The sequence below is a fragment of the Vibrio rumoiensis genome, assembly GCF_002218045.2.
In the GTDB taxonomy this organism is placed as follows: Bacteria; Pseudomonadota; Gammaproteobacteria; order Enterobacterales; family Vibrionaceae; genus Vibrio; species Vibrio rumoiensis.
In genome coordinates, this window is the sequence record NZ_AP018685.1 from 1,098,430 (window position 1) to 1,114,237 (window position 15,808).

The 15,808-nt window shown below is 41.8% G+C and carries 14 protein-coding genes; 6 read left to right on the top strand and 8 right to left on the bottom strand.

Annotated elements, in window-relative coordinates; genetic code table 11:
• The first annotated feature begins 98 nt into the window (after nt 1–98).
• Nucleotides 99–1,124: a LacI family DNA-binding transcriptional regulator gene (locus VRUMOI_RS05070; RefSeq protein WP_394608115.1), complete on the top strand. Its 1,026-nt coding sequence runs from the start codon at nt 99–101 to the stop codon at nt 1,122–1,124.
• Between the two features lie 68 nt (nt 1,125–1,192).
• Here VRUMOI_RS05070 and VRUMOI_RS05075 read toward each other — a convergent pair whose 3' ends face one another.
• The 6 genes from VRUMOI_RS05075 to VRUMOI_RS05100 form a co-directional block, all read right to left on the bottom strand.
• Nucleotides 1,193–2,290 carry an ABC transporter ATP-binding protein gene (locus VRUMOI_RS05075; RefSeq protein WP_089138563.1) on the bottom strand — a complete coding sequence of 366 codons (1,098 nt, stop codon included), beginning with the start codon at nt 2,288–2,290 and terminating at the stop codon, nt 1,193–1,195.
• Between the two features lie 46 nt (nt 2,291–2,336).
• Nucleotides 2,337–3,218: a carbohydrate ABC transporter permease gene (locus VRUMOI_RS05080; protein WP_089138564.1), complete on the bottom strand. Its 882-nt coding sequence runs from the start codon at nt 3,216–3,218 to the stop codon at nt 2,337–2,339.
• A 1-nt stretch (nt 3,219) separates the two neighbouring features.
• Nucleotides 3,220–4,206: a carbohydrate ABC transporter permease gene (locus tag VRUMOI_RS05085; protein WP_089138565.1), complete on the bottom strand. Its 987-nt coding sequence runs from the start codon at nt 4,204–4,206 to the stop codon at nt 3,220–3,222.
• A gap of 148 nt (nt 4,207–4,354) precedes the next feature.
• Nucleotides 4,355–5,596, bottom strand: coding sequence for an ABC transporter substrate-binding protein (locus tag VRUMOI_RS05090; RefSeq protein WP_089138755.1), 1,242 nt, complete (start codon nt 5,594–5,596; stop codon nt 4,355–4,357).
• 42 nt (nt 5,597–5,638) lie between these two features.
• Nucleotides 5,639–6,643, bottom strand: coding sequence for a LacI family DNA-binding transcriptional regulator (locus VRUMOI_RS05095; RefSeq protein WP_089138566.1), 1,005 nt, complete (start codon nt 6,641–6,643; stop codon nt 5,639–5,641).
• A 361-nt stretch (nt 6,644–7,004) separates the two neighbouring features.
• Entirely contained in the window at nt 7,005–8,216 is a 1,212-nt protein-coding gene (locus VRUMOI_RS05100; RefSeq protein ID WP_089138567.1) for a carbohydrate porin, read from the bottom strand.
• Nucleotides 8,217–8,733: 517 nt separating this feature from the next.
• Between VRUMOI_RS05100 and VRUMOI_RS05105 the strand changes: the two genes are divergently transcribed.
• Nucleotides 8,734–9,387 carry a MalM family protein gene (locus VRUMOI_RS05105; RefSeq protein WP_089138568.1) on the top strand — a complete coding sequence of 218 codons (654 nt, stop codon included), beginning with the start codon at nt 8,734–8,736 and terminating at the stop codon, nt 9,385–9,387.
• Between the two features lie 117 nt (nt 9,388–9,504).
• On the opposite strand, the gene VRUMOI_RS05110 is transcribed toward VRUMOI_RS05105, so the two are convergent.
• Together VRUMOI_RS05110 and VRUMOI_RS05115 are read right to left on the bottom strand one after the other, a co-directional pair.
• Nucleotides 9,505–10,413 (bottom strand): ROK family protein, encoded by a 909-nt coding sequence (locus VRUMOI_RS05110; RefSeq protein WP_089138569.1) that lies wholly within the window; start codon nt 10,411–10,413, stop codon nt 9,505–9,507.
• A 253-nt stretch (nt 10,414–10,666) separates the two neighbouring features.
• Nucleotides 10,667–11,947 (bottom strand): PTS sugar transporter subunit IIC, encoded by a 1,281-nt coding sequence (locus tag VRUMOI_RS05115; RefSeq protein WP_089138570.1) that lies wholly within the window; start codon nt 11,945–11,947, stop codon nt 10,667–10,669.
• A 186-nt stretch (nt 11,948–12,133) separates the two neighbouring features.
• On the opposite strand from VRUMOI_RS05115, the gene VRUMOI_RS05120 reads away from it, so the two are divergent.
• The 4 genes from VRUMOI_RS05120 to VRUMOI_RS05135 all read left to right on the top strand — a co-directional run bounded on the left by VRUMOI_RS05120 (nt 12,134) and on the right by VRUMOI_RS05135 (nt 15,751).
• Nucleotides 12,134–12,439, top strand: a complete 306-nt coding sequence (locus VRUMOI_RS05120) for a PTS sugar transporter subunit IIB (protein ID WP_089138571.1) — start codon at nt 12,134–12,136, stop codon at nt 12,437–12,439.
• Between the two features lie 139 nt (nt 12,440–12,578).
• Nucleotides 12,579–13,907 carry a PTS sugar transporter subunit IIC gene (locus tag VRUMOI_RS05125; protein ID WP_089138572.1) on the top strand — a complete coding sequence of 443 codons (1,329 nt, stop codon included), beginning with the start codon at nt 12,579–12,581 and terminating at the stop codon, nt 13,905–13,907.
• A gap of 74 nt (nt 13,908–13,981) precedes the next feature.
• Nucleotides 13,982–15,361 (top strand): glycoside hydrolase family 1 protein, encoded by a 1,380-nt coding sequence (locus VRUMOI_RS05130; protein ID WP_089138573.1) that lies wholly within the window; start codon nt 13,982–13,984, stop codon nt 15,359–15,361.
• Between the two features lie 78 nt (nt 15,362–15,439).
• On the top strand, nt 15,440–15,751 hold the full coding sequence (locus VRUMOI_RS05135; protein WP_089138756.1) for a PTS lactose/cellobiose transporter subunit IIA: 312 nt from the start codon (nt 15,440–15,442) through the stop codon (nt 15,749–15,751).
• The last annotated feature ends 57 nt before the right edge of the window (nt 15,752–15,808 follow it).

Below are 15,808 nucleotides of genomic sequence, written 5' to 3' on the forward strand. Positions count from 1 at the left end.
TTTTTGATTTAGTTGATTGAGCTAAGTAATCTAACCCCATAGAATAACGAAAATAAAAATAAATTCAGGCCATATAAGGTCTTTTGCTGCTAGAGGGAATTAGGGTGAAGAGTAAAAAAATATCCGTGCCAACGGTATATGATGTAGCGGAGCTGGCGGGTGTATCGCCAAGTACGGTATCTCGCTTTCTTAATCGCACCACATTTGTTGCGCCAGATAAAAGCCAACTGATCGAGAATGCGATTTCAACGTTAGGTTACAAGCCAAGTACGCGCCAAGGGGCAAAAAGTGTCACACGCAGTATGACACTTGGGGTGTTGATCCAAAGCGCCGAAAGCCCGTTTTCCAGTGAGATTCTTTATGGGATGGAAAAAGCCGTCACTAGCCGTGGCTATAATCTACTCATTGCAACCGGTTATTGGAATAATGAAGCTGAAACCAAAGCGATGGATAAGCTGATTGCTCAAAAAGTCGATGGCATTATGACTTTGACTGGCACGCTCAGTGATGAGCAAGTCAACCGTTATGCCACCAGTAAACCAATCGTGGCGATTGGGCGATCGATGGAAGGTAAAAACGTTACCTCAATTAAAGTTGATAATAGTATTGGGGCTTACATGGCGACCAATCACTTAATTCAGCAAGGGCATAGCCGCATTGTTCATTTGCAAGGGATTGTTAGTCATAGTGATGCTCAACAACGACTAGAAGGTTATAAGCGCGCATTGACTGATGCTGGTTTGCCGATTAACGAAAGACTGATCCGTCGTGGTGAGTTTGAAATGAAAGATTCTTTTGATGCGGTGACGCGTTTAATTAAAGAGAAACAGCCGTTTAGTGCTATTTTTGCCGCCAATGATCAAAGTGCCTACGGAGCAATGCAAGCTCTGTATCAACATGGCATCCGCGTTCCGGCTCAGGTTTCGGTGGTTGGTTTTGATGACCTCATCTTATCAAGTTACTTCATTCCACCACTCACAACGGTAAAACAACCATTAGAAGGGATTGGGCAAGCCGCCGTGTTTACTTTGCTTGATTTAATTAATGGTAATAACCAAGCGCATCGAGTGCCACCAGTTGAGTTAAAAGTGCGCGATTCGACCGCACCGTTTTCGATTAGCTAGGCAGTTAAACCCTATATCACAAAACATGATTAGCGATATAGGGTTAACTTGGTCGAAAGAATAAAATGCTAGAAGCTAGCTAATGATTGGCCACTTTCATTATCAAAGAGATGCAGCTCATTGAGATCCCAAACGATATCAGTAATGGCACTGTTATCAATATCCACAATGCTCGCTTCAACCAGTAAAGGCTGCTCTCCAACTTGGGTTTTTAAGAGCATATTGGCGCCAAGTAACTCTTTATCTTTAATGTTGACGGTGAATGATTGAACTTGGTCATGTTCAATATGGTTGCTGCGCAGATAAATATCGGTAGGTCGAATACCAACACGCACCGCTTGGCCACTACGGATCTTATCGTGGAAGCGACTAGGAACGGTAAGCGTCTCTTTGCCTAAATCCACGATGTATTGATCTCCATGCAGTTCAATCTTACCATCCAACATGTTCATTGATGGGTTACCAATAAATTGCGCGACAAACTCGTTAGCTGGGTGACGGAACACTTCCTCTGGGGTACCCACTTGCTCGATATAACCATCTTTTAAGATCACCACACGGTTGGCTAATGTCATGGCTTCTATCTGGTCATGAGTCACGTAGATGGTGGTGGTTTTAAGCGTACGGTGTAAGGTTTTAATCTCATCACGCATGGTGCCACGTAGCTTAGCATCTAGGTTCGATAGTGGTTCATCAAACAAGAAGACTTTGGGAGTGCGAACCATCGCGCGGCCCATTGCCACTCGTTGTCTTTGACCACCAGACAATTCTTTTGGTTTACGGTCAAGCAATGGTTCAAGCTCCAGCATCTTAGCGGCTTTACGTACTTCCGCATCAATGTCAGGCTTTTTCATGCCTTTTAATTTCAAAGCAAAAGCAATGTTCTCATACACCGTCATATGTGGGTAAAGCGCGTAACTTTGGAATACCATCGCAAGATCACGCTCTTTGGCATCCACGTTATTAACCACTCGGTCACCTACGATCACATCGCCAGAAGTAATGTCTTCTAAACCCGCTAACATACGTAAAATGGTTGATTTACCACAGCCGGATGGCCCGAGTAAAACTAAGAATTCACCATCTTCTACTTTTAAATCGAACTGCTTGACGACTTCAACATCGCCAAACGATTTTTTTAAGTTTTTAAATTCAACTTGTGCCATATCGGTATCCTTACTGATGAACAATGGTTCATCGAAATATAATTACTTATCCTTTGACCGCGCCGGATGTGAGGCCGCTGATCATTTGACGAGATGCAAACAGATAGAATGTTGCAATAGGGAGAATCGAAATAAAAGTGCCTAACATTACTGCGCCCCAAGGGGTATTGGGCAGGTTTTGAACCGAACGAAGCGCGAGTGTGACTACGTAGTTTTCCGTTGAATTCAGTACCACTAATGGCGTTAAGAAGTTATTCCAGAAGAAAACAAACTGTACGATGGCCAGTGTTGCTAACGCTGGTTTAAGCAGTGGTAATACGACGCTCCAATAAGTGCGGAATTCACCAGCACCATCGAGTTTGGCCGCTTCCAATAGCTCTCGTGGAACGGATGCCACGATGTGTTGGCGCATTAAGAAGATCCCAAATGGTGTCGCGGTGAAGGGTAGCCACACCGCAACAGTATTATCCAATAGCCCCAAAAATTGCACGGTAAGGTAATAAGGAATAATACTCAGTACTGGTGGGATCATCATCGAACCGACTAATAGCCCAAAAAGTAAATTTTTGCCTTTAAACTTATACACCGCAAAGGCATAGCCACCCATACTGCAAAACAATAGGGAAATGGTGGTGCCTAAGAAGGCCACTTGCATACTGTTAAACATAGCTTGCCAGAAAGGCATGATTTCTAGCAGTTTTTGATAGTTATAAGCTAAGCTATCGCCAATCGCGAAACTTAAACTGACACCAAAAATTTCACTTCTATCGCGTGTTGATAAAAGCGCTGACCATAAGAAAGGGAAAACCGTCATGATGGCCGAAACGATTAATATCAGAGTAATGATGCCTAAAATAACTTTAGTGGCAATTTGTCCCCAACGGATACTCGGCTTGGTTTCTGTCATATTCATAATGTTCTCTTGCATGTTAGTTAGCCTCCAAACCTTTCTTACCAAAGAAGAAAAATTGCAATGCTGTCATGGCTGCGATTAATGCAAATAACAACCAGGAAATAGCAGAAGCCGTCCCCATTTCAAGCCATTCCCAACCGACTTTGTATAAATACATCGAGATGGTTAAGCCTGCTTGTCCAGTGCCTCCCGTACCACGCGTTAACACGAAAGGTTCCTCGAATAATTGCAAGTTGCCGATAATGGTTAAGGTGACAGCAAAGAAGATGAATGGGCGGATCATAGGCAAAGAAATGTGCCAGAAACGACGTAGAGCGTTAGCGCCGTCCATACGAGCCGCTTCTAAGATATCTTTTGGAATCGTCATTAAGCCGGTGGTGTAAAGCACAATATTAAAACCGGTGTATTTCCAGAACACCACAAAGGCGATGGACGGTTTAATTAAGCTGGAATTTTCTAACCAACGAATCGGTTGAAAATCTAAAGCCCAAGAAAATGCCCAGCTTGTCCAAGGGTTATGAGCGAGAGAGATTAAGGCTTGATTGATAATGCCGGAATTTGGCGAATACATGTTAAAGAAAATCAGTGATACCGCCACGGTCGAAGTGATGTAAGGCAAAAAATAAGCGGAAGTTAACCAGTGGCGTACACGGTCAGAAAATGACACTAAAATGTAGGCGACTGGAATAGCGACTAAATGCTGCATTACACCAGAGGTTAGTGCTAACCAGACAGTGTTTTTTAAGGATCGCCATAACCAAGGGTCGGTAAGTGCAATGTGGTAATTTTCTGTGCCGACATACTTCATCGCAGAAAGGCCTTCAACCGGATTCCAAGCATGAAAACTTAAATAAACGGAAAAGAGCAATGGGAATAAACCAAACACACTAAATAACACCAAAAAAGGCATTAAAAAGCTATATGGTGTTAGTTGCCGCCAATTGAAAATGGGTGCGGAAGGTGGCACTAAAGGCGGATTTTTCACTTGTTTAATTTGAGACATAGTGATGGGTACTCTTGTTGAAAGTCGATAGCAATCTTACTCAGTCATACCAATCTAAACTTTGTTAGAGATAAAGTAGCCAACAGCACAGAATTAATCCCTGGTAGGCACCCTGAGTGTTGGCTGAGTGAGCTAAGATAAATAACTTTTACAAATTGCGAGTGCGTCGCTCGATCATGCGTTGTGCATCAGCTAAGGCTTGCTTGACGTCTTTGCCTTCATCTAAAACTTGCATCAATGCATTTTCTAAGATGATTGAACGTGCAATAGAGTCACCTTTTGATGGCACAATTGGCTTAATTTTTTTGGTGATCTCAGCAAAGAGTAAACGCGCTTTCTGCCCATCTAAGAACGGGACTGGTTCTGAAAACATTGGGTCATCATAAGTCGTCACATTGGCTGGGAAAGCACCAATAGTAGAGAAGTGTTTAAGCTGAATATCACGCTTGGTCGTCATATACTTGATCAATTCCCAAGCCGCGTCTTGATGCTTACTTTGTTTTGGAATTGATAAGAAAGAGCCGCCCCAGCTACCGTAAATACCATCAGGCAGTTTAGATACCCCCCATTTTCCTGCTGTTTTCGGTGCGATCCAGTTTTGGAGATGTCCTAGTAACCAAGCCCCAGAAAGCTGTGTGGCAAAGGTGCCATTACGGAACCCTTCGTACCACTCGTTACTCCATGAGGTGATACGAGCATCTAACCCTTTATCACGAATTTCTTTGGCGACAGTGAATGCTTTGACAAAGCGTGGGCTAGTGACCAAAGGTTTACCATGATTATCAAAATATAAGCCTTCATTCTCTCCGACAGTGGTGTAAATGATCGTTTGAGCGACATCGGCCGCTGAGGCAATTAGATAGGTGCCTTGTTTCTTAAGATCCTCACCATAGGAAATGTAAGAATCCCAATCAGAGATAACATTATCAATGTTGTCACCAGTTTGTTTTAACAGATCACGACGGTAATACATCACACCAGGGCCGAGATCGACCGGGATACCATAGACATCGCCTTTAGGGTCTTGTCCTTGTGCCCATGCATAAGGGGCAAAATCTTTTTTGTATTGCTCGGCATTGTATTTTTCAGATAGATTGACCAGCCCACCTGATGAAACAAAGTCACCTACTTTTTCGACGTCGATCACCACAACATCACCGGCCCCAGAGTTAGTGGCTAAGTTGGTCAATAGTTTTTTATGATGGTCTTCGTGGTTGTTCATCAAGTAGTCAACATGAATACCGGTTTGCTTCTCAAAATCCGGTAAGATCACTTTCAAACTACTATCAAAATCAGGGAAACCATCAAAGCGAATTTTTTCTTCAGCCTGTACTGAACCGATAGCGGCAGCACTGACCATGGCAGCAAGCGTAATAGACTTCAATTTCATCATTATTTCGTCCTTAAAAATGTTATTGGATGTATGGCTTTTTTATAGAGGTGCAAGCGCCATAGTAGATTCACGAACGACGAGCGTTGGCGTGAACTTAAATTGCACATCGAGTTTTTTCTTATTGATCTTTTGTAAAAGCAGGTGCACTGCTTCGACACTCATTTTTTCAATAGGGTAGTGAATGGTTGATAGGGCTGGCGTGACATATTGGCTGAAAATAATGTTGTCAAAACCCATCACTGAGATTGGCTCTTTTTGAGGAGAATCCAGCTCATTTAATGTTTCGATTGCCCCAATGGCCATTAAATCGTTACAGCAAAAAACCGCTGAAAAATCGAGTTTACGGTTGAGCAGTTTCTCCATCGCTTTTGCTCCCGTTAACTCGGTAAATCCTGCCTCCACCACTAGCCTTGAGTCGTAAGCGATATTGGCCTCTTCTAAAACGGTGCGATAGCCCTGCAAACGAGCACGCGCATCCGGTTTGGATAACGGACCAGTAATACACGCGATTCGGCGGTGGCCTAATTCGATTAGGTGCTTGGTCGCTGACTTGCCGCCCAGTTCATCATCCATTTCAATACAACTGTTATGAAGCTCAGGAATAAAGCGACTTAATACCACCATTGGTAATTTTTGTTTGGATATTTCAATGAGATAATCATCAGACAAATAAGAGGTATACAACAGCAAAGCGTCAACTCGTCGGCTGAATAAAAACTCGACCGCGGTTTGTTCACTTTGTTCGCTTTGACCGCCAGCGGTCACCAATAGTTGATAGCCTAGTGGGCGTAATGTTTCTTCGATGGTACTCATTATGTTGCCATAGTAAGGACCTGCCAGTTCTGGTATCACTAATCCGATACAACCGGAGCGATTGAGTGCAGCGGAATGAGAAATGGATTGTGGACGATAATCTAATTCCTGAATGGCTTTCTCAACGCGAAGTTTCTTGTCATGGCTGACTCGGCTGCTTCCGTTGATCACGCGCGAAACGGTTGCTTGAGATACACCAGAAAGTTCAGAAACTTGTTTGATCGTTGCCATGCTACATCCTTTAGTCTTTATTCTTATTTTAAGTTTCCACTTAGTGAAAGCGGTTTCCATTTGTATGGATATTAGGTGGTAAATAGCGATAAAGACGAGTGGTTACTTTCCTATTTGTTGTTTTTGAGAAACTAAATTTCTAAAGATTGAAAAATGAAACAAAAACACCACGTTTCATGAAATATTTCAGCTTTGTTTCATGACGGTCATAACGAAACAATAACCGTCATCAAAAAAAGCCTTTCTGAACAAACTGGCCTGTTACTCAGAAAGGTATGAAAAAATTCATATATAAAGGATTAATACAGTGGGGAATCATGGTGAATCATCCCCACATGCAAGGCTTAACATGGATTATTGCTTACCACCATGCTTCAAACATTGCCCCTACCGTTAGCGCATCAGAAGTACCTTGTTCAGCACCTGAACCTGTTGCGTAATCAGTATCTAGTTGACCATAAGTCGCGTAGAAGCGAAGCATCGGGCGAGAGTACATAAAGCTACCTAAGCCGATGTTTTGTGAAAGGGTTGCTTTCCAAGATGAGTTAGTACCTTTATCTGAATCATCAAAGTCTACTTGGTCATAACCTAATTCTAACCAAGTACTCATGCGGTCATTCCAGCGATATCCAGGGCGAATAACCGCCTGACTCCACATTTCGTCACCGTGAGCGTTAGTGGATAAATCATTGTCTTCAAAGCTTAATGCGTATTCCATTAATACGTTTTCAGTGAAATCAATCGCACCGTAAGCGAAGACACCTAGTGAACCGCCCTCGTCAGCTGGGTTACCCCATAAGATGCCATTGCGCACACCATCACTGTAGCGAACCGCGGTTTCGTTCCAACCATTTGACCAGCTGATGCGGTGAATCGCAGCAACTTGGTATGCGTTGTTATCATCGACTTTGCTGGTGATTCCAGTATCCGCATCGGTTGATGAACCATTGCCAAACCCGTAGTTAAAGTGGAAACGTAAGCTTTGAGAATCAGTAAGATTGATGTCGTGTAGTTTGGTGACAACTGCATAACGACCATTGCGGCCTTTATCACCTGCTACAACAGAGAAGTCTAATTTTGCAAAGCTAAGGTCTAAGTTATCAACACCGGTACCGGTACCATCATTCATTAGGTAGAAATAATCGTTCACACCAATTTGTTCACGTCCGTTAAAGCGTTGACCTGCCCAAATATAAGCATCGGGTTGGGTTGCAAAGATACCTTTACCGCCCGCATAAGCCTGAGAAATCCCCGTTGGATTGCCGTCATAACCATCGTCAAGCATGACCGCAACATCCCATTGCATATCATCTTGTTGGAACATTTTTTGTAACTTGAACTCAAAACCATTGCCTTCGTTGCCTAAACGACCGGTGGCTTGATACTGGCTGTTTGCAGTCTTAATGACGTTAATCCCATTTTTCATCGCGCCGTCGTATAGCGCGTCGTCGGCAGAGTAACCCGCACCGTAACGGGCATAACCTGTAAATAGGAAGTCATCGTCAGCCTGTGCGGCAAGTGGTAATAGCGTGGTGGCAGCAGCAAGCGCCAATGTTAGTGTTGATAATTTCATATAATTTCCCTTTATGTACACTAATGAAAAGTGTTTGTTATTTTTGTTTGTGTTTACCTAAATGCTGAGCAAAGTATATGAAGTGAAAGGTTTGAAATTATTGAATAGAATCACACCAACTTATTATTGGGTATGGTTATGAAATTGGTCTTTAGGCCGGGTAGTGTTATTAAGATCACAGTAAAATAAAGCGGCTTCGTAAAAAATGCATTGCTTATCACGAATTTAAATTCAAATACTCGTCTTTTAGTCTCATGAAAGTTTTGGATAATATCTGACAGTTTCATGAATCAAGTGGTTATTCGTGAGTTTTATCACGTTATTTTTTGAATAGTTATGTGTAGCTCGAATGGTTGCTTGTGAAATATTTCATTATTATGAAATGTTTCACGTGGTGGGAATTGTTTTATGGATTAATAATAAGGTTAAGTTGCAAGTTAGTTTAAAACATCGCAATCTAAGCTTTAATAAGAAAGACATATTTTATAAGAATAATTATTTATCGAAAGGAACATAGATGAAAAAAATACTCACATTAAGCGTATTATTAGCGCTAGCTGGCTGTGCGGATAAAGATGGCAATATATTCAACCCAAATTTATTTGGTTCAGATAAAGTGGCTACGACAGCGGAAGAAGTGAAACAAGTCGCCGATCTTCAGTCTGTCGCCATCACGACGGATTCTTTTTCAGACATTGAGGCCACTTATTTAGCATCGAATAAAACCCTGCCTTTTAGCTTGTCTCAGAAAGATGCAGTGATGCAGCTTGATTCAGGAAAAACCTTTGTCAAAGTGTTTGCTTTACCACAGTTAGAATTTGATCAAGGGATTCATATTACCAGTGAAGCCAGAGAAACCGTAGTTGTGCCGTATTTACAATTTCTTGATGGTCAATTTAAACCGGTAGGAGATGAGGTAAAAGCGACATACTTGACCAAATATGACCAATTTGATCTCGTAGCACCGGTGAGCGATATGTCGAAAGTCATTCGTTATGTCGCGGTATATAGCCATCAAGATGACTATGGTAAGCAAACTCAGTTATATGATGCAGAGCAAGCTTACAATAAATCGGTTGGGGTTGATCAACCGGCTAAACCTTGGCTAAAAACAACGCATGCTCCTGTTGGTAATTTGACGATTAAATTAGAGCGTATTACTGACCAATAAAAAATGACATTATATGGATACAAGAAAGCCACGATAATAAATTAACTATCGTGGCTTTTTTATGAAATGGAGTTATTTTAACTCTTTAACTCTTTAACTCTTTAACTCTTTAACTCTTTAACTCTTTAACTCTTGACGTTGTAAGTAGTGGTATAAAGCCCCAATTAAATTAGCATCATTACCCGCTTCACACACACTCAATTGTGGTCGAACGCTAGAGTAAGGATTTTCAGAAAATATTTGATCGAGCTTTTCTTCTATACGTTCTAATAAATCAGGACGACTACTGATGGCACCACCAATAATGATACGGTTGGGATCAACGCAATATTGCACATTATAAACCGCATAAGCGAGCATTTGATACCACTTGTCAATAATGGCTTGTATTCGTTCGTCGCCCATTTCGGCCAGTTCGAATACCTTTTTACCATTCAATTGGTCTTCGGGTAGACCCAATAACTTCGCGGTGTTTTGTATTAATGAGCGGGTTGCCGCACAACCACTGATATTGACCGGTTTTCCTTCATCGTCTACCCCAACAAACATATAGCCAAATTCTGCGCCATGCAGATGTTTGCCGTGATGGACTTTGCCGTTAATAACGGTCGAGCCACCAACGCCCGTTCCGATCACCAATAAGCAAAAGTCATCATCAAGTTTTGAATGCCATAATTCTGCTAAAGCGGCGCAGTTGGCATCATTTTCAATTTCACAATGAAGTTGATAGCGGTCTTGAAATTCTTGGCGATAATTAGGCCCGTGTAAATAACGCAGAGCGCTATGGCCATAAATAATACTCGATTCACAATCAACAGAGCCCGGGGCACTAATAGCAAGGCCTGACACTTGATACTGACGCGCGATTGGTAATAATTGTTGCTCAAATTGTTGCCAAAAATCTTCGATGTTAGTTGTTGGGCTAGGGTAACTGCCTTTTGATATGATGTTGCCGTTTGGGGTCATTATGCCGTATTTGACGGCGCTACCACCGATATCTAACGCTAAATAATGTTGTTCACTCATAATACAACCTTATTCCATGAGCAATGGATAGAAAAGGTTTACTCAACAAGACTCTCACAAAGTGAGCTGAGAAAGCAGTGGTAGAGAGTCGGAGCATTACTACTGTCAAGTAAACCAAATTTGTTATTGTTTGGTTAGAAACAAATTAACAAATCAACCCAAAAGACAAACGGATTTTTGATTGAAAATGGTTGTATTGATCGTGGCAATACTCATATATCGGTGAATACTCACATTTTGTTGGTGAAACTTGCTATGAAATAGATTGGGTTTCTTGGCGAATCATCTGCTTTTCATGAACTTTGAAAAAAGGGCGATACAACATCCATGAATTAAACATCGCAAATAAAACCATTAATAAATTATTGAAGCTGCCATTGGCAGATAAATAAGCCCCAATAGGTGCCGGCATAGACCAAGGAAGCATGGAGATAAATGGATCTAGCACACCTAGTTGGGTTAAGTGCCAAGCAATGACAGAATTGATGATTGGCACGAACACGAAAGGTAAAAAGAAAAGTGGATTCATGATAATGGGGAATCCAAATAAAATGGGTTCATTAATGTTAAATAAAGCGGGTATAAAGCCAATTTTACCAACGGAATTGAGTTGCTTTGAGCGACTTTTCATTGCCATTAGGACTAAGGGCAGCGTTGAACCAACGCCACCAATCAGTAAGTAGTAATCCCAAAAACCTTGCAAATAAATATGAGGAGCAGGTTCACCCATGGCAAGTGCCGCTTGATTTGAAATTAAGCCGCTGAGCCAAAAGGGGGTCATTATACCGGTCACAATGAGTGAACCATGAATGCCCATAAACCAAAGGATTTGGCACAGTAAAAGCGATATTAAAACCGCGGTTAAAGTATCACTGGCGATGACTAAAGGTTTGAAGACTTCGGTGACTAATTGTGGGAAATATAAGCCAGTATATTGTTTTAAAGTTAAATTAATTATGACGAGAGAAAGCATAATAAACAACAAGGGTAAAATAAGCTTAAAGCCATTACGTGTAATTAATGGTACTTCCTCAGGTAAATCCAAAAACCAGCTTTTTTTATAAAAGAAGCGGATCACTTCAATACTATACATACTTGAAATTAAGGCGGTGAATAAACCATTACCCCCTAAAAATGTTTCAGATGACGATTGTTCAACAGCCCCTGTTAATAATAAAAAAGCGACACAACCGGTTAAGCCCGAGAGCCTTTCTGGAATTTGGTACTGTTTGGCTAAACTGGCACTCGCACCAAAGGCAATAAATAAAGCAATCAGTCCGATCGTGTGTTCAAACATAGTCGAAAAAAAGTGTCGATGTTCGAGCAAGAATGCGTTTATTTTCGGGTAATTGACAGGATTGAATGGTGGGAAAATGAAAGGGACAAATAAACTCCCTACCACAATAAATGGCATCGCAATTTGAAAGCCATCACGAATTGCAATCAGATGTTTACTGCTCGCTAGCCAGTTGGCCACAGGGGAAATGTGACGTTCAACACGTTTTATTAGCATTTGATTCGTTTGATGGTTCATTTCTTCCCTACTGAAAAGTTTATCCAGATCTCATTTTGCCAGACTTTCTTATTTAATCCGGTGATCAAATTCACAATTAAGTTTCCAATTAACGGAAACCGGTTTCCATATTGTTTCCGTATGATAATTTATTCCCAACAAAACACGACTTATAAAAAATACATTACTCAAATAGGAAACACTGCCATGAAAAAAATTATGCTTTGCTGCTCAGCTGGAATGTCAACGAGCATGCTAATGAAAAAAATGATCGAAGAAGCGGCAAAACGCAACCTAGACGTTGATATCCAAGCTTTTGGCGCTTCAGAGTTCGACCAAAAAGCACCTAACTTCCAGTGTGTTTTACTGGGTCCTCAAATCAAATACATGCAAGCGGATCTGCAAAAGAAAGCGGACGCTTACGGCATCAAAGTTGAGCCAATCAACATGATGGATTACGGCATGCAAAAAGGCGATAAGGTTCTCGACCACGCACTGTCATTGATTGATTAACGATGAATCATAACAACCAAAATTAATCAGTGGCACACAAAACTTTACCATAGTGTGCCACTCGTCATGACCACTTCGCTTGCAATCTGTATTTACTTTTTTTGCACGTATTTATCTCAGACAAATTTAGGACGCATGTATGAGCTCAATTAATGATTTATTGACGAACTTTATTGAACAAAAAGTGACGCCAATCGCAGGACGCATAGGAAATCAGAAATACGTTACTTCCATCCGTGATGGCTTTATTTCAGCCTTACCATTTATGATCGTTGGTTCGTTCATGTTGGTGTTTATTTTCCCTCCATTTTCACCAGATACGACGTGGGGTTTTGCGCGTGCTTGGTTAGACTTTTCGAATGAATACCGTGAACAGCTGATTTTACCTTTTAACCTCAGTATGGGGATAATGACCTTCTTCATTTCAACTGGGGTGGCGGCAAGTTTGGCTCGCCATTATGACTTAGACCCACTTGCAACAGGCTTACTTGCATTGATGTCATTCTTATTGGTTGCCGCTCCTATCGAAGAAGGCAAATTAGTGATGACTTACTTTGGTGGCCCTGGCATCTTTACCGCTTTAATTACTGCTATCTACTCAACCGAAGTGTATGCGTTCTTAAAGCGTAAAAATGTCACGATCAAGCTACCACCAGAAGTGCCAGCCGGTGTATCTCGTTCATTTGAGATTTTAATTCCAGTTCTTGTGATCATTATAACACTGCACCCACTGAACTTACTGATTGAATCTGAAACCGGCATGATTATTCCACAAGCAATTATGTCACTGCTTGAGCCATTAGTATCGGCTTCTGATTCTCTACCAGCGATTTTGATCGCGGTGTTTGTTTGTCAAATTCTATGGTTTGCTGGTATCCACGGTGCATTGATTGTTACAGGCATCATGAACCCATTCTGGTTAGCGAATCTAGCAGTAAACCAAACCGCTTTAGCCAATGGCATTGAGCCACCAGTTATCTTTCTACAAGGTTTTTGGGACCATTACCTATTAATCGGTGGTGTCGGTTCAACGTTACCTCTTGCATTCATGTTAGCGCGCAGTCGTGCGGTTCACCTTCGTACCGTCGGTAAACTAAGTAGTGTTCCAGCATTGTTTAACATCAATGAGCCACTATTGTTCGGTACGCCAATTATTATGAACCCAGTCATGTTTATTCCATTCGTATTCGTACCAATGATTAATGCGGTGGTGGCTTACTTTGGTCTGAAATGGGATTTAGTGGCACACGTTGTATCGGTTACACCATGGACAACACCTGCACCAATCGGCGCATCATGGGCGGCAAACTGGGCCTTTAGTCCTGTCATCATGTGCTTCATCTGTATGGCGATTTCGGTAGTGGTTTACTTACCTTTCTTAAAAGCTTACGAAAAGCAACTGCTTGAGCAAGAAGAGCAAGCTGCGAAAGAAGAAGCCGAAGCTCAAGGTCAAACAGTAACTGCGTAATACACGTTGCGTCATCGATAGTTATTGATGGTGGTGAGACATTCATCACCATCATCAAGAGAAGGTCAGCAAAAATGCAATATCAATTTCCAGACAATTTTTGGTGGGGCAGTGCTTCATCGGCGCCTCAAACCGAAGGGGCTGCGTTTGAAGACGGTAAAGGCGAAAACATTTGGGACCTTTGGTACAAGAATGAGCCAAACCGTTTTTTCAATGGTGTGAGTGCAACGGAGGCGTCAACATTTTATAAACACTACCGTTCAGACATTGCGCTGATGAAAGACATTGGCCACAACTCATTCCGCACTTCTATCTCATGGTCACGTTTAATTCCAACGGGACATGGTGAAGTTAACCCGAAAGCGGTTGAGTTTTATAACAATGTGATTGATGAGATGGTGGCACAAGGTATTCAGCCTTTCATCAACTTATTTCATTTTGATATGCCTGTGGCAATGCAAGAGATTGGGGGGTGGGAAAATCGTGAAGTGGTCGACGCTTACGCTGAATTTTCCGCGACCTGTTTTAAATTATTCGGTGACCGAGTGAAACACTGGTTTACCTTTAACGAGCCAATCGTGCCAGTGGAAGGCGGTTATCTTTATGATTTCCATTACCCGAATGTGGTGGATTTCCGTCGCGCAGTAACCGTGGGATATCACACCATTTTGGCGCATTCAAAAGCGGTAATGGCATACCGTGCACAACAGCAAGACGGACAAATTGGCATTATTTTAAACTTAACGCCTTCTTATCCACGTTCGCAAAATCCAGCTGATTTACGAGCCGCTGAGTGTGCCGATTTACTGTTTAACCGCAGTTTCTTAGATCCAGCCGCCAAGGGGGAATTTCCTCAAGGTTTGATTGAAATTTTAAAGCAGTACGATCAAATGCCGGACTGCCAAGTGGGCGATAGTGACATCATCGCCGCAGGGAAAGTGGATTTACTGGGCGTGAACTATTATCAACCTCGTCGTGTGAAAGCTCGCTTAACGGCAGTGGATCAAAACTCGCCATTTATGCCGGAATGGTTATTTGAAAATTATGAAATGCCAGGTCGTAAAATGAACCCACATCGTGGTTGGGAAATTTACGAAAAAGGCATTTATGACATCATGATCAACTTGCGTGATAACTACGGCAACATTCCATGTTTCATCTCTGAAAATGGCATGGGCGTTGAAGGCGAAGACAAGTTCTTAAAAGACGGTCAAATCCAAGATACGTATCGCATTGAGTTCATCCAAGATCACTTAAGTTGGTTACATAAAGCGATTCAAGAAGGCGCAGATTGCCGCGGATATCACTTATGGACTTTCATCGATAACTGGTCTTGGTGTAATGCTTATAAAAATCGTTATGGTTTCTATAGCCTTGATTTGAAAACCCAGACACGCACGAAAAAGCTCAGCGGTGAATGGTTTGCTCAAGTTTCAAAAAATAATGGCTTTTAAAATCGCAAGTTTAAATCGGCACAACTTTTGAAATAACAAAGATTAATAACAAATTAAAAATAGGACACGAAAATGGATATGGATTTAGAAGAACAAGTTATGGGTATCATCATCAACGCTGGCCAATCTAAGAGCCTTGCTTTTGAAGCCTTATATGCCGCAAAAGCAGGTGAGTTTGATAAAGCCGAAGCCTTGATGAAAGAATCTCAAGAATTTGCTAACCAAGCTCACCTTGTTCAAACGAAACTTATCGAAGCGGATGAAGGTGAAGGCAAAACGAAAATGACATTGATCATGGTACATGCGCAAGACCACCTTATGACCAGCATGTTGGCGAAAGAAATGATGGCCGAGTTGATTGCACTGCACAAAAAAGTCGCAGAGATATAAGCTAAATCGCCCATATGGTCCCTATGCCAGATGGGCGATTTATTGAAACAAATCAAA

What these genes read in the sequence shown, in the direction of transcription:
- VRUMOI_RS05080 (WP_089138564.1), bottom strand. Translation starts at nt 3,218, where the DNA reads ATGCAAGAGAACATTATGAATATGACAGAAACCAAGCCGAGTATCCGT.
- VRUMOI_RS05135 (WP_089138756.1), top strand. Translation starts at nt 15,440, where the DNA reads ATGGATTTAGAAGAACAAGTTATGGGTATCATCATCAACGCTGGCCAA.
- VRUMOI_RS05130 (WP_089138573.1), top strand. Translation starts at nt 13,982, where the DNA reads ATGCAATATCAATTTCCAGACAATTTTTGGTGGGGCAGTGCTTCATCG.
- VRUMOI_RS05110 (WP_089138569.1), bottom strand. Translation starts at nt 10,413, where the DNA reads ATGAGTGAACAACATTATTTAGCGTTAGATATCGGTGGTAGCGCCGTC.
- VRUMOI_RS05085 (WP_089138565.1), bottom strand. Translation starts at nt 4,206, where the DNA reads ATGTCTCAAATTAAACAAGTGAAAAATCCGCCTTTAGTGCCACCTTCC.
- VRUMOI_RS05100 (WP_089138567.1), bottom strand. Translation starts at nt 8,216, where the DNA reads ATGAAATTATCAACACTAACATTGGCGCTTGCTGCTGCCACCACGCTA.
- VRUMOI_RS05120 (WP_089138571.1), top strand. Translation starts at nt 12,134, where the DNA reads ATGAAAAAAATTATGCTTTGCTGCTCAGCTGGAATGTCAACGAGCATG.
- VRUMOI_RS05125 (WP_089138572.1), top strand. Translation starts at nt 12,579, where the DNA reads ATGAGCTCAATTAATGATTTATTGACGAACTTTATTGAACAAAAAGTG.
- VRUMOI_RS05105 (WP_089138568.1), top strand. Translation starts at nt 8,734, where the DNA reads ATGAAAAAAATACTCACATTAAGCGTATTATTAGCGCTAGCTGGCTGT.
- VRUMOI_RS05115 (WP_089138570.1), bottom strand. Translation starts at nt 11,947, where the DNA reads ATGAACCATCAAACGAATCAAATGCTAATAAAACGTGTTGAACGTCAC.
- VRUMOI_RS05075 (WP_089138563.1), bottom strand. Translation starts at nt 2,290, where the DNA reads ATGGCACAAGTTGAATTTAAAAACTTAAAAAAATCGTTTGGCGATGTT.
- VRUMOI_RS05095 (WP_089138566.1), bottom strand. Translation starts at nt 6,643, where the DNA reads ATGGCAACGATCAAACAAGTTTCTGAACTTTCTGGTGTATCTCAAGCA.
- VRUMOI_RS05090 (WP_089138755.1), bottom strand. Translation starts at nt 5,596, where the DNA reads ATGAAATTGAAGTCTATTACGCTTGCTGCCATGGTCAGTGCTGCCGCT.